Genomic DNA, 23,438 nt, shown 5'->3' with positions numbered 1-23,438 from the left:
TTTTTTATTATTTAATAAGTTTTGTTTTTAACGTAACTATCAAAAAAAATGCTGAAAAATAGCTCGAAATATGATATTATAAAAATAGTCAGAAAATTAAATAAAAACTGAAAAATACATTTAAATAGTTTAATTACATAATTATTGTTAAAAAATAGCTAAAATATTTTAGAAAAAATACTTTTAGGAGGTAAAAAAATGAGTAGGTTGTATATAAATACTCCAGATACTGCCCAAATAGTGGTTGAAGGCTTGTACAGAGATGTTGAAAGAAGAATAGTATCAAGTCCTCCAGGGATATGCCCTGTAGAAGTTTCTCTATCATTTTTAAAGTTATGTCATGCTCAAACTTGTGGAAAGTGTGTTCCTTGTAGAGTTGGTCTAGGGAAACTACAAGAATTAATTGAGAGTGTATTAGATGGAGAGGGAGATAAGGACACAATAGATCTTATAGAACATACTGCAAAGATGATACTGTATTCTGCGGATTGTGCGATAGGTTATGAAGCTGCAGAGATGGTTTTAAAGGGTGTATTAGGATTTAGAGATGATTATATATCACATATAGAGACACTGAAGTGTTCAATGGATAGAAATATTTCTATTCCATGTGTTACACTTTGTCCTGCAGGAGTAGACATACCTGGATATATAGCCTTGGTCGGTGATGGAAGATATGCAGATGCAGTGCGTCTTATTAGAAAGGATAATCCTTTTCCAAGTGCGTGTGCCTTGGTATGTGAACACCCTTGTGAAGCTAGATGTAGAAGGGCTATGATGGATGCACCTATGAATATAAGAGGACTAAAAAAGTATGCAGTAGATCATGCAGGCATAGTTGCACCTCCTAAATGTGCAGCTTCTACAGGAAAGAAGGTAGCAAAATAATAGATGTAGCTAGTGAGATAGGAATAAAGATTCCTAAGTTGTGCTTTCTTAAGGATATAAATGAGATAGGAGCTTGTAGAATATGCTCTGTGGAAGTTGAAGGAACTAATAAGCTTTTGACATCTTGCAACAATGTTGTAGAGGAAGGAATGGTAATAAAGACTAATAGCCCAAAAGTTAGAAAGGCTAGAAGAACAAATATAGAGTTGCTTTTATCTCAACATGACTTTAGGTGTGCAACTTGTGTTAGAAGTGGAAATTGCTCCTTGCAAGAAATTGCCAACAATTTAGGAATAGGAAGCGGAGCAGGTGTAATATTTGGAGCCACAGGTGGAGTTATGGAAGCTGCCCTAAGATCTGCATATTACTTTGTCACTGGAGAGAATCCAAGTTTAGATGCCTTTGAATCAGTAAGGGGTCAGCAAGGATGGAGAGATCTTAGTTTTTCAATAGCAAGAAACCAAATAGATATAGCTGTAGTTAGTGGTCTTAGAAATGCAAGAAATTTATTGGAAGCATTGAAAAGAGGGAAAGTTAAATATGACTTTGTTGAGGTAATGGCCTGTCCAGGAGGGTGTGCTGGTGGCGGAGGGCAACCGATAAAAGACGGTTGTGAGCTAGCAGGCAAGAGGATAGATAAGCTATATAACTTAGATAAAGAAATGAGTTTGAGATATTCTCATGAAAATCCAGCTATACAGAAGATATATAGTGATTACTTTGATAAGGCGAACTCAGAACTAGCTCACAAACTTCTCCATACAGATCATTTTGCATGGAATATGGCTTTATCACCAGTTATTTCAGTTATGGAAGACAAAGAGTTTGATTTTAATATATAAAATTACAAGAAAAAATACAATTTTACAAAGAAGAAAGTGGAAATTGAATAAGATTATAAAAATTGGATAAAAGAAAGTAAAAATGAAAATATGATAGAAATATAAAAAAGGCTAAAAGAAAAAAGAGTCCTTTTTAATAGACATATAAAAAAAGTTATTATATCTATTAAAAGGGCTCTTTAATTTTTATTTATCTGGATAGGCTATCTCAAGGGATATACCATCATATCCAATAATAGTATTTTCAAAGACTGAACTTGCATTTTCTGCAAAATAATCTGGTTTTTCAACAGATGGAGAGAAGTGCGTTAGTAGGAGATTTTTGACGTTTCCATTTTTTGCAAGTGTTGCAGCTTCTCTAAAGGTCATATGTTTATTTTTTACAGCCTTGGAAATATCCATATCATCACCATACATAGCTTCACATACAAATAAATCACTATCATTTACAAAGTCAACAATAGAGTTTATAGGTCTAGTATCTGTTATATAGCTAATCTTAATTCCTTTTCTTTCATCTCCTAGAACCATATCAGGAGTGTAGCTATTATCATCTACAAAGTAGCTTTTTCCCTTTTGAAGATGGCTCCATAGAGCTTTAGGAACATTATTCTTAATCGCATTTTTTGAACAGAACTTTCTGTTTCTTTTAAAGTATAAACTGTAGCCAATACATTCTGTTGAATGATCTAGGGCAATAGTAGAGATTTCAATATCTTTTAAGTGTCCATCATTTATGGAGAAACTTCCAACAGGATCTTCAATAATATTTAATTGATATGGAAGTCCTTCTATTAAAATCATCATAGCCATTATTGCCCTTTTGATACCCTTTGGACCAATAATTGTAAGAGGACTTCTTTTTTCAGCGTTTCCGATAGTTGCAAGAAGTCCGATTAGACCATTTATATGATCGCCATGAAGATGGGTAATCATTATAAGGTCTATACCTTTAAATCCACAGCCAATATTTTTCATAGATATTTGTGTTCCCTCGCCACAATCTATCAACATTTTTTTACCTTTATAATTTATAAATGCACTGGAACAAAATCTGTTTGGAGACGGAACGTTTCCCCCAGTTCCAAGCATTGTTAGATTTACCATTTTTTCACCACCAAGCTAATTAGTTTTAGTTTTTTTATAAACTATTTCACTAGTTTCATAAGCTAAAAACACACATATAAAACTACCCACAATAGATATAAGTAAGTATACTATAGCATAAAGCCAAAAATTTGAATATATTAGAGTTCCTAAATCTTTTGAAAAAGTAGAAAAAGTAGTAAAGGCGCCTATAAGACCAGTTGTGACAGCAAAGTATAAGTCTTGATTAAAAGTAGCTTTTTTCTCTACTATAAAAGCTATTAGTGAGAGGAAAAAGCAACCAATTAAGTTTACTAAGACTGTATTTAAAGGAAATAAGCCTTTTGTGCCTATTATTTCTATACTAAATAGTAAAGATCTTAAAATAGCTCCTAAGAACCCTCCAAAAAATATGTAAAGTGTTCTCTTCAATTAATCACCCCATTTTAAAATTTTATATTAAAAGCTATCAAAAAGGCAATAAGCCCGAAAAAAATACTTTCAGAAAGATAGAGTATGCTTTTGAAAACTTTAGAGGATTTAGACAAATTAAATGCTTGTAATATAAATGTTGAGAAGCTAGTAAATCCTCCCAAAAATCCACTTTGAATGAAAAAAATATAGTTTATATCTTTTGTATTTGCAAAACTAATTCCAAGTAAAAAAGAACCTAAAATATTGATAATCATCATACTCACAGGAAAATCAATATCAATTTTATTTTTGATATATTCTCCTAGGTAAAACCTTGCAATGGAACCTAATCCTCCACCGACTCCTATTAATAAAAGCTTCATCTATTTCACCTCTTATATAATATGATTTCTTACATAAATAACATTATATAACAATAAAGAGCTAAAAAGTAACAATATTAAGTATTAAATTTATAAAAATTAATATTAAGCAAAGAAATATTTTTTTAGAATTTAAAAGATTAAATAAATTCTTAATATAAATAAACTTTATTAGTTACAAATAGGTGAAGATATTGTTTTACAAATTTAATTAATGAAATTTATGATATAATTTATTTGGAAGGTTGTGATAAAATGTCGAAGATAACAGGCATTGAGATTCAAAAAAGAAATAAAAACAGGGTAAATTTATATGTTGATAATGAATACTTATTATCTTTACAAGCGGAATTGGTATATAAGTATAATTTAAGTAAAAATCAGGAAATTGATGAAGAAAAATTATTAGAGATTGCAAGAGCGGATGATTATGAAAAAGCAAAAAACAAGGCTTTAAATTCTTTATCTAAGGTTGAAAAATCAGAAAAGAAAATTAGAGAAAAGCTTTCTGCTGATTTTGATGAAGAGGTAATAGAAGAGGTAGTTGAGTTTCTAAAAAAACATGAACTTGTTGATGATGAAAGATTTGCTGAAATGATAGTTTCTAATGACTTGAATTTTAAAAGAGTCGGCAAAAATAGGATTAAGCAAAATTTGTATACTAAAGGAATAAAAAGAGAATATATAGAGTCTGCTATATCTGATATTGATAGTGATGTTGAACTTGAAAATGCCATTTACTTAGCAAAGAAAAGGTTGCCAAGAATAAAGGATAAAGATATTAATAAAGTAAAAAACAAGCTATATCAACACCTGTCTTACAAGGGTTTTAGTTACGATATTATAAAATCAGCTATTAGAGAAGTTCTAGAAGAAGATAGCTATTGAGAATAAATAAAATAATAATATAGATAAAAGATATTTATAAAAGAGTATATTTTTATAGTAGGCTTTGGAATCTAGGAATGGAAAATATTGATATGAAAAATCTAATTATAATTACAATAAGCATTGTTGTAGCTGTATATGATATTTTCAAATTATATATAGATGAAAATAAATAGTTGAATTTTTTGCAGTTCTGGTTTATTATTAAAAATCTAAGAAAATATCTAAAGTATTATTTAGTTAATATAAGTGCTTAAATAATTTTGGTGAAAAATGAATTTTGAAGTTGATTTATTAAATACTTTTACTAGTTATTTTAAATAATAAATCAAAATAAAAAATAGATTTTTTGCGAATGATTATTTTTTTGCTTGTAGTTTAAAAATAATGTAAAGATAATGTAAAATCTGATTGGACTTATGCAGTTAGCTGTGATAAAATGAATTTATTATGGTTACGAAGGGGAAAAATTACATGCAATTAGAGGAAAGACTGGCTTGTTCACATCTACGTAATGATGAAAAACTAAAGATGTTTAGAGAGTCAGGGGAAAAAATGAAGCTGGGAGTTATGGGAGGAACATTCAATCCTATTCATAATGCTCATCTTGCAACAGCTGAATTTATTCGTGATAAATATGACTTGGACAAGGTGGTATTTATTCCTACAGGTGATCCACCTCATAAGAAGAATGTATTGGATAAGAAGCATAGATATAATATGGTTGTTTTATCTACATTTAAAAATGATGATTTTTTTGTTTCAGATTTTGAAATTACATCTGATAGCAATAATACCTATACAGTGGATACATTGAAGCATTTAGAGGAAACTTATCCGAATGAAGAGTTGTATTTTATTACAGGTTCCGATGCAGTTAATCAAATGGAGTCATGGAAAGACTTTCAAGAAAACTTCAAATATGCAAAGTTTATTGCAGCTATTAGGCCTGGAATAGATTTATTAGAGACGCAGGAAAATATTACAAGATATAGAGAATGTTACTTTGCGGATATTGATATGGTATATGTTCCGTCACTTGAGATATCTTCGACTTATATTAGGTCAAGAGTTAAAAGTCAAAAGAGCATAAAGTATTTAGTACCTAGCAGAGTGGAAGAATATATTAATAAGTATAATTTATATGGAGGTGCAAGAGGGTAGATGAATAAATCTGAGATGATTGAAAGACTAAGCGATTATCTACCAGAAAAAAGAATACGCCACTCTTTAAATGTAGCCAAGGCTGCTGTAAAGTTATGTGAATTTTGTGGATGCGATAAAGAAAAAGCTGAGATAGCAGGTATACTTCACGATACCGCAAAATACATAAAATTTGAAAAAGTGGATGACTATTGCAAGAAGTATGGCATAGAGTTAGATAAATTGGAGGAAAGTAGCACAGCACTATCTCATAGTTTAGTTGGAGCATATATTGCAAGATATGAATTTGGTATAGAAGATAGGGAAATATTAGATGCTATCAGATATCATACTACAGGGAGAGCGAATATGAAGCCTCTTGAAAAAGCAATTTATCTAGCTGATCTTATAGAGCCAGGAAGAGATTATCCTGGTGTTGAGGAATTAAGGGAAATGGCTTATTCTGGGAAAATTGATGAAGTGATAGTAAAATCAATAGACAATACTATTACTCTTGTATTGAAAAAGAAATCACCACTACACACAAGAACTGTAGAGGCGAGAAATTATTATATCCATAAATTGAAAAGTGTAAAAAAGGGGTAAGGTTATGATTACAGTTGAAAATATGACAAAGCTGATATGCGATTCTATCAGTGACAAATTAGGAAAGGACATAGCAGTCCTAAATATAGGTAAAGTATCTAGTTTATGTGACTATTTTATAATAGCATCAGGAACTTCAGCAAGACAAGTAAAGTCTATTGCTGATAGTGTAGAAGATTCTATGAAGGAAATTGGAATAGAAGCTAGAGGTAAGGAAGGTAGAGATACACAGAGTTGGATTCTTTTAGATTATGGAGATGTTATGGTTCATATATTTGATGAAGAAAACAGAGGATTTTATAATCTTGAAAAACTTTGGAAAGATGCTCCATATGTAGAGATAAAAGAGTTAGAAGCGATAGATGCAGAGTCTCTTAAGGTAGAAGTATAGGAATTTCTCAAATTAATTATATTTTGCTATTGACAGAATATTTTAATATATGTTAATATAGGTAAGTATAACTAGTATATATACTTTAGTTTACAAATTATATATGGTCGAAGTAGTAGATTATTATAAAACTTTTAGAGAGCTATCGTTGCTGGGAGGATAGTAGTTTTAGAGATTGAACTTGTCGATAGAACCATATAGCCGTAGTTGGCTTATAGACTAATCCAAGAGAGCCTTTTAGGCTAATTAGGGTGGTACCGCGAGAATACGCTCGTCCCTAAACAGAAATGTTTAGTGACGGGCTTTTTTTATTTTCTAAAGTTTATACTTTAGGACTTTGCGATTAAGTCATTATTAGGAAATTTTATAGATTTATTATTAAGAAACATTTATTAGCAATTTAAGGAGGAAGAAATGAGCACTTATAATTTTAAGCAAATAGAAGAAAAGTGGCAAAAAGTATGGAAGGAAAGTGGACAGTATAAAATGGATGTAAAAGATACATCAAAGCCAAAGTATTACTGTCTAGAGATGTTCCCTTACCCTTCAGGAAAAATACATATGGGTCATGTAAGAAACTATTCAATAGGAGACGTTATAGCTAGATTCAAAAAAATGGAAGGTTATAATGTATTACATCCAATGGGGTGGGACTCATTTGGACTACCAGCTGAAAATGCAGCCATTAAAAACAACATACACCCTCATAAGTGGACAATGTCAAATATCGATGAAATGAGAGATCAGTTGAGTATGTTAGGTCTTAGCTATGATTGGGACAAAGAAATTGCAACGTCTACTCCAGAATACTATAAGTGGACACAGAAGATTTTCTTGAAGTTTTTAGAAGCAGGCCTTGCATATAAGAAAAACTCATATGTAAACTGGTGTCCATCTTGTGAAACAGTTCTTGCCAATGAACAGGTAGTTCAAGGAGAATGCGAAAGATGTAATTCTATTGTAGATAAAAAGGAATTAGAACAGTGGTACTTTAAGACAACAGAATTCTCTGAAGAGCTACTTCAGGATTTAGATAAGCTTGATGAATGGCCAGAAAAGGTAAAGCTTATGCAGAAAAACTGGATAGGTAAGAGTTATGGAGCCAATGTTACATTCAAGGTAGATGATATGGACAAGGAAATAACTGTCTATACAACTAGACCTGATACTATTTATGGTTCAACATTTATGGTACTTGCACCAGAATCTAAGATAGCTAGAGAGTTAGTTCAAGGAACTGAATATGAGGAAGTATTAGATGAGTTTTTGAAGAGTCTTCATGCTATAACTGAGGTAGAAAGAGAATCTACAGAGCTAGAAAAAGAAGGTAGATTTATAGGAAGAACAGTAACAAATCCTCTAACAGGAAAGAAGATGCCTATCTGGATAGCAAATTATGTTTTAGCGGATTATGGTACAGGTGCGGTAATGGGAGTTCCTGGTCATGATGAAAGAGATGAAGATTTTGCTAGTAAGTATGAATTAGAAATAGTTCCTGTAATTGACGAAGATGATAATATGATAAATTCAGGTGAATTTGATGGAATGAATAAAGATAAAGCATTTGATTCAATTGTTGAAAAACTTGAAGAGCTAGGAAGAGGAAAAAAGACTACAAACTATAGATTAAGAGACTGGCTAATATCTAGACAGAGATATTGGGGTTGTCCTATACCTATTATATACTGTGATGATTGTGGAATAGTTCCTGTTCCTGAAGAAAATCTTCCAGTACTACTTCCAACAGATGTTAAATTTACAGGTAAGGGTGAATCTCCTCTTGCTACATCTGAGTCATTTAAAGAATGTAGTTGTCCTAAGTGTGGAAAGCCTGCAAGAAGAGAAGTTGATACAATAGATACATTTATAGATTCATCTTGGTACTTTATGAGATATATTGATAGTCAAAATACAGAAGAAGCTTTTGATACTGATTTAGTAGATCATTGGCTTCCAGTAGATCAGTATATAGGAGGAGTAGAACATGCAATACTACATCTACTATATTCTAGATGGTTTACAAAGGCATTTAACAAATTAGGTTGGACTAAACATACAGAACCATTTAAAAATCTTTTAACTCAGGGGATGGTACTTATGGATGGTACAAAGATGAGTAAGTCTAAAGGTAATATAGTATCTCCAATGGAAATAATAAAAGAATACGGTGCGGATACTGCAAGACTATTTATATTGTTTGCAGCACCACCAGAGAGAGATCTTGACTGGTCAGATAAGGGAGTAGAAGGATGCTTCAAATTCTTAAACAGAGTATATAGACTATTAGATGAGCTAGAGTATATAGCTAAATCTGACATAAAGCTTGGCGAATTAACAAAAGAGGATAGAGATATGAGAGCCAAGACTCACTCAACTCTAAAGAAAGTTACTGACGATTTGAGTAGTAAGTTTGGTCTTAATACTGCAATCGCATCATTGATGGAATTGATTAATGATATTTACAAGTATAAGGAAATTGATAATCGAAACGATGCAGTTATCAAAGAAGCTTTAGAAGCGGTTGTAATAATATTATCTCCATTTGCTCCTCATTTAGGAGAAGAGCTTTGGGAGAAAATAGGAAAAGAAGGAAGCGTATTTGATATAGCTTGGCCAAAATATGATGAGGAAGCTCTTGTATTAGATGAAATAGAGTTTGTTGTTCAGGTAAATGGTAAGGTTAGAAGCAAAGTATTAGCTCCAACAGGTGTTACTCAGGAAGATATGAAAAATATTGCTCTTGAAGATGAAAAGGTAAAAGACTTTATTGGAGATAAAAATATAGTAAAGGTAATTGCAATACCAGGAAAGTTAGTAAATATTGTAATAAAGTAATAAAAGTTGCAAAAAACATTTACTTTAGAGTATATTTTTAAAAATTAAGATTATTAAAAATATCTAGTTTCTAGATGAAAATATTTAAAAAAAAAATTAGTAGTCCTGATATTTAAAAGTTTTTCAAAAAAAGAGGTTTAATTAGTAGTGAAAGCTATCAATTAAACCTCTTTATTTAATTTTGTAAAAATTGAAAAACATTTAATTTTAAGATAAAAAAGAATAAGAATGATTATCTTTAAGAAAAAAAAAGCAAAATAACTAAAGTTATAGATATTTTATTACAAGTTAGGTATAGCTGCTAGAAAAAAATATTTCTCTTGAAGGTGTTGAATAAGCTAATAAATTATGATAATATTGAGTTGTGAAAAGAATACGTGGATATGATTATAAAGGGTGATTGCGTCAGCGATGCCCTTTTTATTTGAGAATTTTTAGTAATTGGAAGGAGGAATTATTATGAACATGCAGAAGAGAAAAGAAACTCAAAGTGCTTTATTAATGATATTAACATCAGTTATTTGGGGTTTTGCATTTGTATTTCAAAGAACAGGAATGGAACATATTGGTCCGTTCGCCTTTAACTTTTTTAGGTGCTTATTAAGTTTAACATTTTTATTGATAGTAAGTACTAGTTTCAAGCTAAGGAACAAGAGAATTGGTCATAAGGTAGACAAGTCAGAATTCAGTAGCAAGTCATTAATTATAGGTGGTGTTTTAGCAGGGATTGCATTATTTTTGGCTATGAGTACACAGCAGGTAGGAATGGTAAGTACTACAGCGTCAAAAGCTGGATTCATTACTACTATGTATATAGTGTTGGTACCTATAATGGGAATATTTTATGGTAGAAAAACTACTCCAAAAATGTGGTTATGCGTTGCAATAGCATGCATAGGAATATATATGCTGTCTATAAAAGAAGGATTCGCTATTGAAAAAGGTGACTTCTTAGTATTTTTATCAGCTATCTTTTTTGCACTACAGATAGTGATTATCGATATATTTGCACCAAGAGTTGATGCAATAAAGTTATCAATGGTTGAGTTTATGACAAGTGGACTATTGTCTTTGGTTGCAATGCTTGCAACAGAAACTACAACTTTATTAGGTGTTAAGGCTGCATTCGTTGCAATTTTATATACTGGTTTATTATCAAGTGGTGTTGGATTTACTCTTCAAATTATTGCACAGAAGAATCTTCCTCCAACAATTACTTCATTAATAATGAGTATGGAAGCAGGGGTATCGGCAGTAGCAGGAGTGTTGTTCCTAGGAGAAATATTAAGTAGTAGAGAAATAGTCGGCTGTATAGTGATGGTAATATCTGTACTAATAGCTCAAGTACAATTACCTTTAAGAAAAAGCAAACAAGTAGAAGAACTTGGTCAAAATGGAGAAAATCGAGAGCTAGCACAGTGAAATGAAAATAAAAACAAATAGATTCTTTAAAAAATACATTGACATACTAAAATCAATTTAGTATAATGATAAGGTAATTGCCGCACGGGAAGGGTAGCTGCACGTGTAAACAGTGCTCGGCATTGAAATTCTATTACAGATATTTATACCTGAAATAGATACCTGATCCGGCGAGTTTGAAACGAGGAGGTGTATATATGTACGCTATAGTAAAAACTGGAGGAAAGCAGTATAAGGTTTCTGAAGGAGATGTTCTTTTCGTTGAGAGGTTAGAAGCTAACGAAGGTGATGTTGTTACTTTAGATGAGGTATTGGCTGTTAACAATGGTGAGCTTAAAATAGGAGCTCCTGTAGTTGAAGGTGCTAATGTTCAGGCTAAGGTTCTTGAGCAGGGTAAGGATAAGAAGATTATCGTTTACAAGTACAAGCCAAAGAAGGACTACAGAAGAAAGAATGGTCACCGTCAGCTATATACTAAGTTAGTAGTTGAGAAGATCAACGCATAATCGTATATGATTAAGGTAACATTTTTTTATAACAACGATTTTAAAATTAAAGGTTTTGAATTAAAAGGTCATGCAGACTATGACGAATTTGGATATGATATAGTTTGTTCGGCCGCTACTAGCAACTCTGTTGCTGTAATTAATTCACTAGAAAACCTACAGAAAGTAAGTTTTAATAAGGTAATTGCTGAAGAAGGGTTAATATCTTGTTTAGTAAAAGACAGTGATATAGAAAAATCTCAACTTCTATTACAACATTTAAGGCTTGCACTAGAGGAAATAAGTAGAGAATATCCAAAAAATATAAAAATATTTGAGAAGTAGGGGGTGACTCCAGATGTTGAAAATGAATTTACAGCTTCTTGCATCTAAGAAGGGAGTAGGTTCTTCTAAGAATGGTAGAGATTCTATCTCTAAGAGACTAGGTGTCAAGAGATTTGATGGCCAGACTGTTACAGCTGGTTCTATACTAGTAAGACAAAGAGGAACTAAGGTACATCCAGGAACTAACGTTGGTAAGGGTGGAGATGATACTCTATTCGCACTTGTAGACGGTAAAGTTAAGTTCGAAAGATTAGACAAGAAGAGAAAGAGAGTTAGTATATATCCAGTAGAAATCGCTGAATAATACAAGCTATAGAGCTATCAAATAATTGATAGCTCTATTTTTAAATTATATACAAATTTTCATACTGTAAAATTAGATTATAGATTATATAGTGTGGATATAATATATATAAAATACTAAGTTATAAGATAAATATATAAATTATTTTGAAAAGGAGGGGCGCATATGTTTATAGATAAGGCTAGGATATTTGTTAAGGCTGGAAACGGTGGTAACGGTTCGGTTTCTTTTAGAAGAGAAAAGTACGTACCAGCTGGTGGTCCAGATGGTGGAAATGGTGGAAAAGGTGCAAGTATTAAACTTGTAGCAGATACAGGGCTTAGAACTTTAATGGATTTTAAATATAAGACAAAATATTCTGGACAAAGTGGTGAAGATGGATCAAAAAGAAATAGAGCTGGTAAAAATGGTGAAGATCTAGTTCTTAAAGTTCCAGAGGGGACTTTGGTTAGAGATGAAAAGACGGGTCTTATAATAGCAGATTTAAGAAATGAAGGAGACTCTGTAGTAGTTGCTAAAGGCGGATTTGGCGGTAAGGGTAACTTTAATTTCGCAAATGCAGTAAGACAGGCTCCAGCATTTGCAAAGTCTGGTACAGATGGAGAAGAGCGTTGGATAACACTAGAGTTAAAGATGCTTGCAGATGTGGGCTTATTAGGATTTCCAAATGTAGGAAAATCAACATTCCTTTCAGTAGTAACTTCTGCAAAACCTAAAATAGCAAACTATCACTTTACAACACTTACACCTAATTTGGGAGTAGTAAAGACTAGACATGGAGATAGTTTTGTAATAGCAGATATTCCTGGAATAATAGAAGGAGCTTCAGATGGCGTAGGGCTTGGACATGAATTTCTTAGACATGTTGAGAGAACTAAGGTTTTGCTTCATATAGTTGATATATCTGGAGTAGAAGGAAGAGACCCTATTGAAGATTTTGATAAGATAAACCAAGAATTAAGTCTTTACAATGAAAAACTTGCTTCTAGACCACAGCTTGTAGTAGCAAATAAGGCGGACTTATTATATGATGAGTCAGTATATGATAACTTCAAGAAAACTATGGAAGATAGAGGATATGAAGTATTTAAAATGTCTGCAGCAACAAGAGATGGTGTTGATCAGGTAATTGATAGAGTATCTGCTATACTTGCAGATGCTGAAGAGATAGAACTTGTTTCAGATGATGAAATCTACAGACCAGAACTTGATGATACTGAAGAAGAAGGACTAAAGGTAGAAGTTGATGAGCACGGAATCTATGTGGTATCAGGTAAAGAGTTAAGAAGAATAATGTATTCTGTAAACTTTGAAGATATGGAATCTCTACAGTTCTTCCAGCAACAAATGGAATCAAGAGGAGTATTCGATAAGCTTAGAGAAATGGGAATAGAAGATGGTGATACCGTTAAAATATACGAGTTAGAGTTTGAATTTTATAACTAAATGAAAATAAAGAATTAAAATATTTATAGTTTTTAATTAAGTTTTAATTTTGATAATAATAGATAATGACCATAAGTAATGGTATTTAGGAAGGTGAAATTATGTTAAACGGAAAGAAACGTTCATATTTGAGATCTCTTGCAAATACGACTAAACCAACCACTCAGATTGGTAAGGAAGGCATAACTGAAGAATTTTTGACTCAGTTAAACGATCAGTTAAGAGCAAGAGAACTTGTAAAGGTAACTATACTGGAAACGGCTGGATTAGATGCAAAGGAAGCAGCAAATGAAGTTTGTGAGGCTATAAGAGCTGAGTATGTACAGTCAATAGGTAATAGATTTACAGTTTATAAGAAAAATGTAGATGAACCTAAGATTCTTTTCCCTGGACATGGACCTGCGAAGGCTAAGAAAAAGGGAGAAACAAAGAGTGGAAGAATTACTAAAAAACAGGCAAGTGAATTAGCTAAGAGAAATAGAAAATAAGCTTATTATAATAATCGGTATTATACCGATTATTATTTTTTTTGAAGAAAAATATAAAAAATATCGATTTGATGTTGAAATTTTTGTCTGATAGTATTATATTAAATACGTAGGCAAATTATATTTTAAAGAAAATGCTTGAAAAAATGTTAAATTTCAGGAAAATATTTTCTTAATTAAATCATAGTTTGCACAAAAAGGGTGTTTGTATAACTCAAGAAAATAATAATAATTTTAGGTACGGGTGTTTGTATAACTCGGGAAAAAGGAGATAAGAAAATGGAAAATGTTACATTAGCTGATGTAAAAAGAGCAAAAGAGACTATCAAGGATATCGTTTTAAAGACTGATCTTCTTGAAAATGTTAGATTATCTGAAAAGACAGGAGCAAAGGTTTGGTATAAGTGTGAAAACTTACAGAGAACTGGTTCATTCAAAATAAGAGGTGCATGTAATAAGATTGCTAATCTTACAGATGAAGAAAAAGCTCATGGAGTAATAGCTTCAAGTGCAGGAAACCATGCACAGGGTGTAGCTTTAAGTGCAAAGAATGTTGGAATAAAGGCAACAATCTGTATGCCAGCTACAGCTCCAGTATCAAAGGTAGCAGCAACAAAGAGCTACGGTGCAGAAGTTGTACTTCATGGTAATGTATATGATGATGCTCATGCTAAGGCAGTAGAAATTCAGCAAAAGACAGGAGCTACTTTCCTAGAACCATTCAACGATAAGGAAGTAATTGCTGGACAGGGAACAATTGGTTTAGAAATATTCGAACAGCTAGATGGAAATGTAGACACTGTATTAGTTCCAGTAGGTGGAGGTGGTATAGTAGCAGGTGTGGCTACAGCTCTTAAGGGGCTAAAGCCAGACGTTAAGATAGTAGGAGTTCAGACTTGTAATATCCCATCTATGAAGGTTTCTTATGAAGCAGGAAAGGTTACTTCAGCATTTAACGATGTAACAATAGCAGATGGTATAGCTGTTAAGACACCAGGGGATTTAACATTTGATATAATATCTAATAAGGTTGATGAAATAATAACTGTTACTGAAGAAGAAATAGCTGAAGCAATACTATTTATGATGGAAAATCAGAAGTTAGTTAGTGAAGGAGCTGGTGCAGTAAGTACAGCAGCATTATTATCTGGTAAGTATAAGCCAGTAAAGGGTGAAAATGTTGTATGTGTAGTATCAGGTGGAAATATAGACATTAACACTTTATATAGAATAATGAGCGTTGCATTAAAGGAACAGGGAAGAAGATTAAGTGTTGTAGCTGAATTAGCAGATGAACCAGGAGCTCTTGCAAAGTTTGTATCTATATTTGCAGAAAATGGAGCAAATGTTTTAAGTATAAATCAGGACAAGCTTTCTACTGGTAAGCATATTAAGAAGCAAATAGTTGAAGCAACTGTAGAAACAGTAAGCTTTGATCAAATAAATATAATAAAATCTGCACTTATAGAAAATGGAATAAAGGCAGAATATCTATAAAATTCAAATAAATAGAATAAAATAGAAAAAGGCTTATTTAAAAGATGTATAGCAAAGGAAAACAGCTTGATTTTTTAATAAAATAAGTATATAATAAGAACATAAAACAAATTAGGAGGAAATCAATATGTCAGAAGTATTATTTACAAAGAATGCTCCAGCAGCAGTTGGTCCATATTCACAGGCTATAAAGGAAGGTAATATATTATATTGTTCAGGTCAGATTCCACTAGTGCCAGAAACTGGAGAATTAGTACAGGGAGATATAAAGGCTCAGGCAGCTCAGGCTTTAAAGAATGTAAAGGCTGTACTTACTGAAGCAGGTGCTAAGGAAACTAATGTAGTTAAGACTACAGTTTACCTAACTGATATGGCAGACTTCGGTGGAGTAAATGAAGTATATGCTGATTTCTTTGGAGATCATAAGCCAGCTAGATCTTGTGTAGCTGTAAAGGAATTACCAAAGGGCGCTAAGGTAGAAATAGAAGTTTTAGTAGTATTATAATTATATATTTAATATACTATTGGATTAAAATATTTGGTGTGGGAGATTTATCTCCCACACTTTTTTAGTTATGTAAAGTTTTAGTTGTGTAAATATTCTAATAAATATTTATTATTAAAAAGAAAAATTTATTAGAATTAAAAAAATATTATTTTCTTCCAATAATTAAGTTATAGCAGTACTTACAGGGAATAAATAAAAAAAATAAATAATTAATATATGGGAAATATATATAACAATATTTCAAAAAATGTTGGGTATTGAAGTCATATATCATAAATTGTATAATTGATGTGAGGTGATTGATATGAAGGTTGGACTAACTATTGAAAAGGATGTTCATGAGAGAATAGAGAGAGAATTAAAAAATTATGATTTAAAATTTAATACCTTTATAAATAGGTTAATAGAAAGTAGCGAAGATTTAGTTCCAGCCTATAGCGAGATTGATAAGGATAAAAGAAAAAATAAAACAGTAAATGTTCTTATAAATAAAAGGAATAAGCGCAAGTGGAATAATATAATAAATGAGCAAAAAGATAGGCATCAATCTGAGATTTTGAGAGGATATATTGTTTCCTATCTATCAAAGCCTTTGAATATTCGTGAATTAATAATATTCAACAGCACAGTAAGAGACATAAAAAATGCAATATTTAATAAGTCGTCATTAAAAATTAAATACTTAAAAGATGCTAAGGGTGAATATAGAATAGTGGAGCCTTATAGGATTAAAACTACACCGAAAGAGGAATATAATTATTTAGTAGCTTATTGTAAAAAGAAAAAAGATTTTAGAAGCTTTAGGATTTCTAGGATTTTAGAAGTCAAGGCTAGTAAGTCAGAGCTAGAACAGAAAAACAATGGGATACTAAAAAGAGTTGACAAATATTTTGATGCATTTTTGTCTTATGGCGAGTATGTAAAAATAAAATTTAATGATGATGGATTAAAGAGTCTAAAAAAAATCACATTGAATAGGCCACTTGAAGTAGACAAAAAAACAATGTATAAAAACAAAGAAATAAATAAAATTTTAAAATTAGATGAAACAGAGTTAAAAGACAATCATATAAAAGTGTTTGAATGTACAGAAGCACAGGCTGAAGTATATTTCTTTCAATTTCTAGAAAAGGTCCTAATAATGAGCCCAAAGTCTCTTAGGGATACTATGGAGTTAAGGCTAAAAAAGGCTATAGGCTTGATTGATCAACTTGATAACTAAATTTTTAATATAATATTTAGTTAAATTTAGGATTATATTTTGACAATTACTAATAATTATTATATACTAATGTGTAGAAGGGGAGTAGCGATGTACACCCAAGTACAGCCATTATTCGTCAGGACGGTATCTTATGATACTCGGGTAGTGGAACGAGGATTATTATGCCTTGGCAGCGAGACTTTCAAGTAGGTGAAGTATGCCTATTTTGAAGTTTTGAGGTCGGGCTTTTTTTATTATAAAGAACTATCTAGATATTTTTACTATTGTGTATTTACCTTAGTTAAGAATAGAGTTGGAAGAATATAATAATTATAGTACTCGCCAGAACCATTTTACAAGAGTAATAACAATCTTATTTTAAGGAGGAAATTATGAAAAGTAATTTAAATGAAAAATACTATATGATGAGTAGTGAAGAAGCATTAGATTCGCTCCATTCTTTTAAAGAGGGACTTAATGATGATGAAGCTTCAAAAAGACTATCTAAATATGGTAAGAATGAACTTAGAGAAAAGAAGGGGGATCCAACCTGGAAAATTTTTCTAGAAAGTTTTAAAGATCCTATGGTCATTATCCTAATAGTTGCAGCTTTAATACAAATAGCAACAGGTTCGGTAGTAGAATCACTCATAATATTTTTAGTATTGATATTAAATGCTGTTTTGGGAACTGTTCAGACTAAAAAGGCGGAATCATCTATAAATAGCTTGAAACAAATGTCTGTTCCAAATGCCAAGGTCATAAGAAATGGCGAAAAGATAACTATATCTTCAACTGAAGTTGTACCTGGGGATATAGTCTTATTAGAAGCTGGAGATTACGTACCAGCAGATGGTAGACTTTTGGAAGCAGAATCTCTGAAAATTGTAGAGGGTATGCTTACAGGTGAATCAGAGCCAGCAGAAAAGAATATAGAAAAAATAGACGAAGAGTGTAGCGTTGGCGACAGAATCAATATGGTATATTCAACATCAATGGTTGTAAATGGTAGAGCAACATATCTGTGTACAAGTACTGGTATGGATACAGAAATAGGTAAAATAGCAGGTCTTTTGGAAAGTACAGAAACAAAACAAACACCACTTCAGTCAAATATTGAACATTTCTCTAAAAAGCTAGGTATTGCAATAGTAGCTATGTGTATATTTATATTTGCAATACAGGTATTTAGAGCGACTAGGCACAGTGCTGGAGCAGATATGAAGCAGGTAATACTTAATTCATTTATGTTTGCAGTTGCCATAGCTGTTGCGGCTATTCCAGAGGCATTATCATCAATAGTAACAATTGTATTGTCTGCGGGAACAAAGACGATGTCGAAGAAAAATTCAATAATAAGAAAACTACCTGCTGTGGAAACATTGGGTTCAACTTCTGTTATATGTACAGATAAAACTGGAACTCTTACAATGAACAAGATGACAGCTGTAGAATATTATACATATAAAGATGCCAGCAAATCAGAGTCGATTAAAGTAGAAGAAAAAAAGGCGATAGAAGATATTTCTATGGACAAAGAGTCTTCAGAGCTAATGATAAATTATGCAGCAGCGCTATGTAATGACTCAGTGGTAAAAGAGGACGGCTTGGAATTGGGTGATCCAACAGAGGTAGCCTTAACAGTATTTGCTGATAAAACAGGATATTTGACAAATAGAGTAAGGGATATATATCCTAGACTTCAAGAAATTCCATTTGATTCAGATAGAAAGCTAATGTCTACTTCTCATAATATCAACTCAAAAGAAATTATGTTTACAAAGGGTGCTCCAGACATACTATTGTCAAGATGTACAAAGGTATTACAGGGCGATGAAGTAATAGATATGACAAGTGATATATTAGAAAATATCAAATTGGAAAATGAAAACTATTCAAAAAAAGCACTTAGAGTATTAGCTTTTGGATATAAAGTAATGGACGAAGATATTTCTATTGATTTAGACTATGAAAAAGATTTTATATTCATAGGTCTTATAGCAATGATTGACCCTCCAAGAAAAGAAGTAATACACGCTGTAGAAAAAGCAAAGTCAGCGGGTATTAAGCCAATTATGATTACAGGAGATCACAAGACAACTGCTGTAGCAATAGCAGAAGAGATTGGTATATTTGAAGATGGAGATATAGCTTATACTGGACAAGAATTAGATAATATCAGTGATGAACAGTTGGACAAAGACCTAGAAAAAATAAGTGTATATGCAAGAGTATCACCTCAGAATAAAATTAGGATTGTCGCTGCTTGGCAAAGAAAAAATAAAGTTACAGCTATGACAGGAGACGGTGTAAACGATGCACCAGCGCTTAAAAATGCTGACATAGGTATTGCTATGGGAAGTGGGACAGAAGTAGCTAAAGATGCTTCTGCAATGGTTCTAATGGATGATAACTTTGCTAGTATAATAGATGCAGTAGAAGTTGGAAGAACAGTATACAGTAATATTAAAAAATCAATAACATATTTATTCTCAGGAAATCTAGGAGCAATAATATCCATATTATTTGCTGTGTTTGCTGATTGGTCAAATCCTTATACAGCACTTCAGCTAATATTTATAAATATGGTAAATGACTCATTGCCAGCGATTGCTTTGGGAATGGAAAAGCCAGAAAAGGGAATAATGGATAGAAAGCCTAGAGAAAAAGATGAAGGTCTATTAGGCGGTGGCACACTTCAATCTATATTGTCACGTGGTGTATTTGTAGGTATAGCAGCTATAATAGCACAGTATATAGGTATGCAAACATCTTCACAGATGGGAGTAGCATTGGCATTTACAACGCTTCTTCTAGCTAGAACATTCCAAACATTTGCTTGTAGATCTGACTTTAATAGTGCATTTTCTGCAGGATTTTTCTCAAATAAATATGTAATTTATGCAGTATTAGTTTGCTTATTGCTTTTAGGGCTAGTATTATTACCAGCTATAAGACCTATATTTGCAATACCAATGTCATACTCAATTAGAGAATTGGCTATAGCAGTAGGTCTTTCTTTAGGAGCGGTATTATGTATGGAAATAACTAAAAAGTTTAGAAAATAATATAAAAGATATATAAAAGAGATAAAAATAATTTATAGAAAATCATTTCTAATTAAGAAAGAGTATCAATAAGACTTGACAAATCTCGAAAAAAATTATATTATAATAGGGAGGATGATAATTGTTATCAACCTCCCTATTTAGATTAAAAATAAAGTGAATAGTAATTAAGTTCTAGATTAAATAAAAGTGTTTAAAACCCATAGGAAGATTTTACTTATTCATTATTAGCGAGTATAGTTTATTAGAAAAATATTTTTAGGAGGTAATTTATGAGTTTATTGGTGATTGGTGGTCATGAAAGAATGGAGAAAGATTATTATAAGTTGGCAAAAAGCAAGGGTTATAAGACAAAAGTATATACAACAATGTCTAGCAAGGTAAAAAATTCGATAGGTAGTCCAGATGCTATAGTAATACTGACTTCTACTGTATCACATAAGATGACAAAAATTGTAGAGTCACACGCTAAAAAAATGTCCATACCAATAATAAGACACAAAAATAGTAGTAAAGTAGCATTTAATAAATGTCTTGAAGATGTTGAAAATTGCTTGGGAAATTGTGCTGACTGTAAAAAATGTATCAATAATTAATTAGTATTTGATAGACTATTTAAGTATTGTAAAAACTAAAATAAAAGTTTTATAAAGTAATTTTGATATCATTAGATACTAGAGATTTATTTAATGGTTTTAGATGCTATCCCTAGTTTTTTGAAAAAGAATAAGTGAAAAATATTACTAGAGATTAGAATTGATGAAAAGCAAAGTATCTTGTCAATAAGAGTAGTATTAGTAAAGTACCAGATATTAGTAAAAATGAGTATATATTAAAATTTTGAATAGAAAAAAAAGACTAGGAATTAATTCCTAGTCTTTTTTTATTATTTTTCTGAATCAGAATCTTTTACGATTGGTATTCTTTTTGTATCGGCAGAAGAATCTGCTGTACTTTCTTTGGCATCTACTGTACTTTCTTTATAGATATCATTCGATTTTGAAGTAGACTTTTCTTTAGTGTTTAACTTTTTTCTTTCTTTAGATTTAGGACTTTTATTTTCATCCTTTTTATTGCTAGAAGTAGGCTGATCAGGATCCATTGGAATTATATCCTCAACATTCATTTCAGCTTTATTTTCTTTCTTTTTTTCTCTCTTAGATTTTCTGTTTTTTCTATCTTCTCTTTCTTTTTTTCTTTTTTTCTTTTTTTCTTTTTTATCAGAATTATTTTTAAAACTATCTCTTACTATTCCTATAATAAGCATTATAACAGCAAGGATAATTATAATAGGTATTCCGAAAATAATAAACTTTGATGGTATAATTTTAATTTTACTGCTTATTTGTTTATCTAAAAATTTATAAAAATTGCTAGATTCAAAAGTTTTTACTAAGTCAGATGAGAAGGCATTCTTAAAGAAATCTCCTATACCATAGAAAATACCGATAAAACCGTTAAATGAGTTTGAAACCTCAGTTTTTACTTTATCAGTTGCTTTACTTTCATTATTTGAGTCTTTAGAATTCTTATCACCACTAGCGTTTTCTTTTTTCTTTTTCGAGTCTTCTTTTTTAGATGTTTCAGCCTTCTTACTAGAAGTATCTTCCTTCTTTTCTTTCTTTTTAGAATTTCCAAAAGGTAGAACGCTCATCATATACTGTGTATATGTTTTTGACTCACTTTCTGCAACTAGGCCTATACTAGATACCATTTCGCTATTTTCAAAGACATTTAGTGTACCTATTATATCACCCTTTTTAATTGGCATTTTCAAGTTTTCAAAATTTAACTTAGTTTTATAGTTTTTCTTTGAACTGTTATCATTTTTAGGTATTGTAATTATATAATCATTTGCAATACTGTATTTCACTGAAGAAGGCTTAGAAAATTTGAGTTTTTTCTCACCTTTCATATCTTCTTTTTTAAAAACGGTAACTGTTTTAAATCCATCAAATCCATAATCTAAGACAGATCTAGAGTCGTGATATAAACTACCACCTGGAGAGCCAAATACTCCAGCCACTAATCTAACTCCATTTTTTTGAGCAGATGATACTAGGCAATTTCCAGCATCATCTGTATATCCAGTTTTTATTCCATCAACTATATCATACTTGATAGGAATTTCTTTACCTTTATACTCCATATTTTGCTTGGAAGATAGGAATTTATTACTATTAAACATTTGTCTATCAAGCTTACAATTATCGCTTTTTTTGAAGCTAACCTCTTTTGTAGAAACAATTTTTTTGATAGTTTCATTACCAAAAGCTACTCTGGAAAGATTAGTCATATCTAGAGCAGTTGTATAATGCTGTTCATCTGGAAGACCATGTGGATTGTTGAAATGAGTATTCATCGCACCATATTTTTTTGCTTCTTCATTCATATACTTAATGAAATTGTCAGCATTGCCGTCTCCGTAGTGTTTAGCCAAAACATAAGCAACGTCATTTGAAGAGTGTATCAATAGGGCTTGTAAAAGCTCTAATAAAGTGAATTTTTCTCCATCTTCAAGATACATACTAGAGCCTTCCACTGTGGGCATATCTTTAATCTCTATAATTTCATTGATATCATCAGCTTTTTTTAGAACACAAAAGGCAGTCCAAATTTTGGTAGTTGAGGCAGGATACATTTTTGTATCAGCATCCTTTTGATATAATACCTTTCCAGAATTATAGTCCATCAAAATCATGTGTTTTGACGGTAATGAATCTAATTCAGTTTTTTCATCTGCAAAAACACCTACTGCAGAGCTAGATAATAAAGCTACACATAGTATAGTTGCTGAAAAAATGGAAATAAATTTTTTGAGCATAATTTTTATAGGATGCATTGTACTAATACATCAAATCTTGTTTATAAAAAAATATAAAATTGCTTAAATATACCTTTTATAAGACATATTTGTACTACGCATCGACCTCCTTTGCCTGTTTATATTTGAATATAGTTCGCAAAAATAGTATATCACATATTTCCTTATTTTTGGTGTAGAAATTTTAAATTTATGACTATATATATATAAATAGATTTATTTATATATTAGAGAACTGTATAAGCATTTTTTTATAAGACTAAATATTATGCAGCAATAATCAGGAAAAATATACTTTAAAATTAAAACAAAGTAAGTTTTAATATATATGAAATTAAGTATATTTTATATGAATATCAGTTAATTGAATC

22 protein-coding genes are annotated in these 23,438 nt (G+C 31.2%); 18 read left to right on the top strand and 4 right to left on the bottom strand.

Features of this window, described 5'->3' with window-relative positions; all coding sequences use genetic code 11:
• The first annotated feature begins 198 nt into the window (after positions 1-198).
• Both UF10_RS05665 and UF10_RS05660 read left to right on the top strand, forming a co-directional pair.
• Positions 199-888, top strand: coding sequence for an NADH-ubiquinone oxidoreductase-F iron-sulfur binding region domain-containing protein (locus UF10_RS05665; RefSeq protein ID WP_106776863.1), 690 nt, complete (start codon positions 199-201; stop codon positions 886-888).
• Positions 852-1,730: an iron hydrogenase small subunit gene (locus tag UF10_RS05660; RefSeq protein WP_106776862.1), complete on the top strand. Its 879-nt coding sequence runs from the start codon at positions 852-854 to the stop codon at positions 1,728-1,730. Before UF10_RS05665 ends, UF10_RS05660 begins: the two co-directional genes overlap by 37 nt.
• A gap of 186 nt (positions 1,731-1,916) precedes the next feature.
• On the opposite strand, the gene UF10_RS05655 is transcribed toward UF10_RS05660, so the two are convergent.
• From UF10_RS05655 to crcB, 3 genes are read right to left on the bottom strand one after another with little or no spacing between them, the layout of a single operon-like run.
• Positions 1,917-2,837 (bottom strand): ribonuclease Z, encoded by a 921-nt coding sequence (locus UF10_RS05655; protein ID WP_106776861.1) that lies wholly within the window; start codon positions 2,835-2,837, stop codon positions 1,917-1,919.
• A gap of 15 nt (positions 2,838-2,852) precedes the next feature.
• Positions 2,853-3,248, bottom strand: a complete 396-nt coding sequence (locus tag UF10_RS09545; protein WP_106776860.1) for a fluoride efflux transporter FluC — start codon at positions 3,246-3,248, stop codon at positions 2,853-2,855.
• Positions 3,249-3,262: 14 nt separating this feature from the next.
• Positions 3,263-3,613, bottom strand: coding sequence for a fluoride efflux transporter CrcB (crcB, locus tag UF10_RS05645; protein ID WP_106776859.1), 351 nt, complete (start codon positions 3,611-3,613; stop codon positions 3,263-3,265).
• 255 nt (positions 3,614-3,868) lie between these two features.
• Between crcB and recX the strand changes: the two genes are divergently transcribed.
• From recX to UF10_RS05565, 16 genes are all read left to right on the top strand, one after another.
• Complete coding sequence (recX, locus tag UF10_RS05640; protein ID WP_106776858.1) at positions 3,869-4,501, top strand: recombination regulator RecX; 633 nt, start codon at positions 3,869-3,871, stop codon at positions 4,499-4,501.
• 474 nt (positions 4,502-4,975) lie between these two features.
• Positions 4,976-5,665, top strand: coding sequence for a nicotinate-nucleotide adenylyltransferase (gene nadD / locus UF10_RS05635; protein WP_106776857.1), 690 nt, complete (start codon positions 4,976-4,978; stop codon positions 5,663-5,665).
• On the top strand, positions 5,666-6,250 hold the full coding sequence (yqeK, locus tag UF10_RS05630; protein ID WP_106776856.1) for a bis(5'-nucleosyl)-tetraphosphatase (symmetrical) YqeK: 585 nt from the start codon (positions 5,666-5,668) through the stop codon (positions 6,248-6,250).
• A gap of 7 nt (positions 6,251-6,257) precedes the next feature.
• Positions 6,258-6,641, top strand: a complete 384-nt coding sequence (rsfS, locus tag UF10_RS05625) for a ribosome silencing factor (protein WP_207654578.1) — start codon at positions 6,258-6,260, stop codon at positions 6,639-6,641.
• A 414-nt stretch (positions 6,642-7,055) separates the two neighbouring features.
• Positions 7,056-9,476: a leucine--tRNA ligase gene (gene leuS / locus UF10_RS05620; protein ID WP_106776854.1), complete on the top strand. Its 2,421-nt coding sequence runs from the start codon at positions 7,056-7,058 to the stop codon at positions 9,474-9,476.
• A gap of 459 nt (positions 9,477-9,935) precedes the next feature.
• Positions 9,936-10,898, top strand: a complete 963-nt coding sequence (locus UF10_RS05615) for a DMT family transporter (RefSeq protein WP_106776853.1) — start codon at positions 9,936-9,938, stop codon at positions 10,896-10,898.
• A gap of 197 nt (positions 10,899-11,095) precedes the next feature.
• Positions 11,096-11,404, top strand: a complete 309-nt coding sequence (gene rplU / locus UF10_RS05610; protein WP_106776852.1) for a 50S ribosomal protein L21 — start codon at positions 11,096-11,098, stop codon at positions 11,402-11,404.
• Positions 11,405-11,410: 6 nt separating this feature from the next.
• Positions 11,411-11,728 (top strand): ribosomal-processing cysteine protease Prp, encoded by a 318-nt coding sequence (locus UF10_RS05605; protein ID WP_106776851.1) that lies wholly within the window; start codon positions 11,411-11,413, stop codon positions 11,726-11,728.
• 13 nt (positions 11,729-11,741) lie between these two features.
• Positions 11,742-12,032, top strand: a complete 291-nt coding sequence (rpmA, locus tag UF10_RS05600; protein WP_106776850.1) for a 50S ribosomal protein L27 — start codon at positions 11,742-11,744, stop codon at positions 12,030-12,032.
• A gap of 165 nt (positions 12,033-12,197) precedes the next feature.
• Positions 12,198-13,478 (top strand): GTPase ObgE, encoded by a 1,281-nt coding sequence (obgE, locus tag UF10_RS05595; RefSeq protein ID WP_106776849.1) that lies wholly within the window; start codon positions 12,198-12,200, stop codon positions 13,476-13,478.
• Between the two features lie 101 nt (positions 13,479-13,579).
• Positions 13,580-13,966 carry a YhbY family RNA-binding protein gene (locus UF10_RS05590; RefSeq protein ID WP_106776848.1) on the top strand — a complete coding sequence of 129 codons (387 nt, stop codon included), beginning with the start codon at positions 13,580-13,582 and terminating at the stop codon, positions 13,964-13,966.
• 279 nt (positions 13,967-14,245) lie between these two features.
• Positions 14,246-15,463, top strand: a complete 1,218-nt coding sequence (gene ilvA, locus UF10_RS05585) for a threonine ammonia-lyase (RefSeq protein WP_106776847.1) — start codon at positions 14,246-14,248, stop codon at positions 15,461-15,463.
• A 127-nt stretch (positions 15,464-15,590) separates the two neighbouring features.
• Positions 15,591-15,968, top strand: a complete 378-nt coding sequence (locus UF10_RS05580) for a RidA family protein (RefSeq protein WP_106776846.1) — start codon at positions 15,591-15,593, stop codon at positions 15,966-15,968.
• Positions 15,969-16,275: 307 nt separating this feature from the next.
• Positions 16,276-17,193: a WYL domain-containing protein gene (locus UF10_RS05575; protein ID WP_106776845.1), complete on the top strand. Its 918-nt coding sequence runs from the start codon at positions 16,276-16,278 to the stop codon at positions 17,191-17,193.
• 374 nt (positions 17,194-17,567) lie between these two features.
• Positions 17,568-20,243: a cation-translocating P-type ATPase gene (locus UF10_RS05570; RefSeq protein ID WP_106776844.1), complete on the top strand. Its 2,676-nt coding sequence runs from the start codon at positions 17,568-17,570 to the stop codon at positions 20,241-20,243.
• 272 nt (positions 20,244-20,515) lie between these two features.
• Positions 20,516-20,839, top strand: a complete 324-nt coding sequence (locus UF10_RS05565; RefSeq protein ID WP_106776843.1) for a DUF2325 domain-containing protein — start codon at positions 20,516-20,518, stop codon at positions 20,837-20,839.
• Positions 20,840-21,129: 290 nt separating this feature from the next.
• Here the strand turns inward: UF10_RS05565 and UF10_RS05560 are convergent, their stop codons facing one another.
• Positions 21,130-23,067, bottom strand: coding sequence for a D-alanyl-D-alanine carboxypeptidase family protein (locus tag UF10_RS05560; RefSeq protein WP_242969062.1), 1,938 nt, complete (start codon positions 23,065-23,067; stop codon positions 21,130-21,132).
• Positions 23,068-23,438: the final 371 nt, after the last annotated feature.

Source organism: Peptostreptococcus russellii (assembly GCF_003012055.1).
GTDB lineage: Bacteria > Bacillota > Clostridia > Peptostreptococcales > Peptostreptococcaceae > Peptostreptococcus > Peptostreptococcus russellii.
Note: the sequence above shows the minus strand (reverse complement) of the source record. Positions and strands in the feature narration are given on the sequence as shown.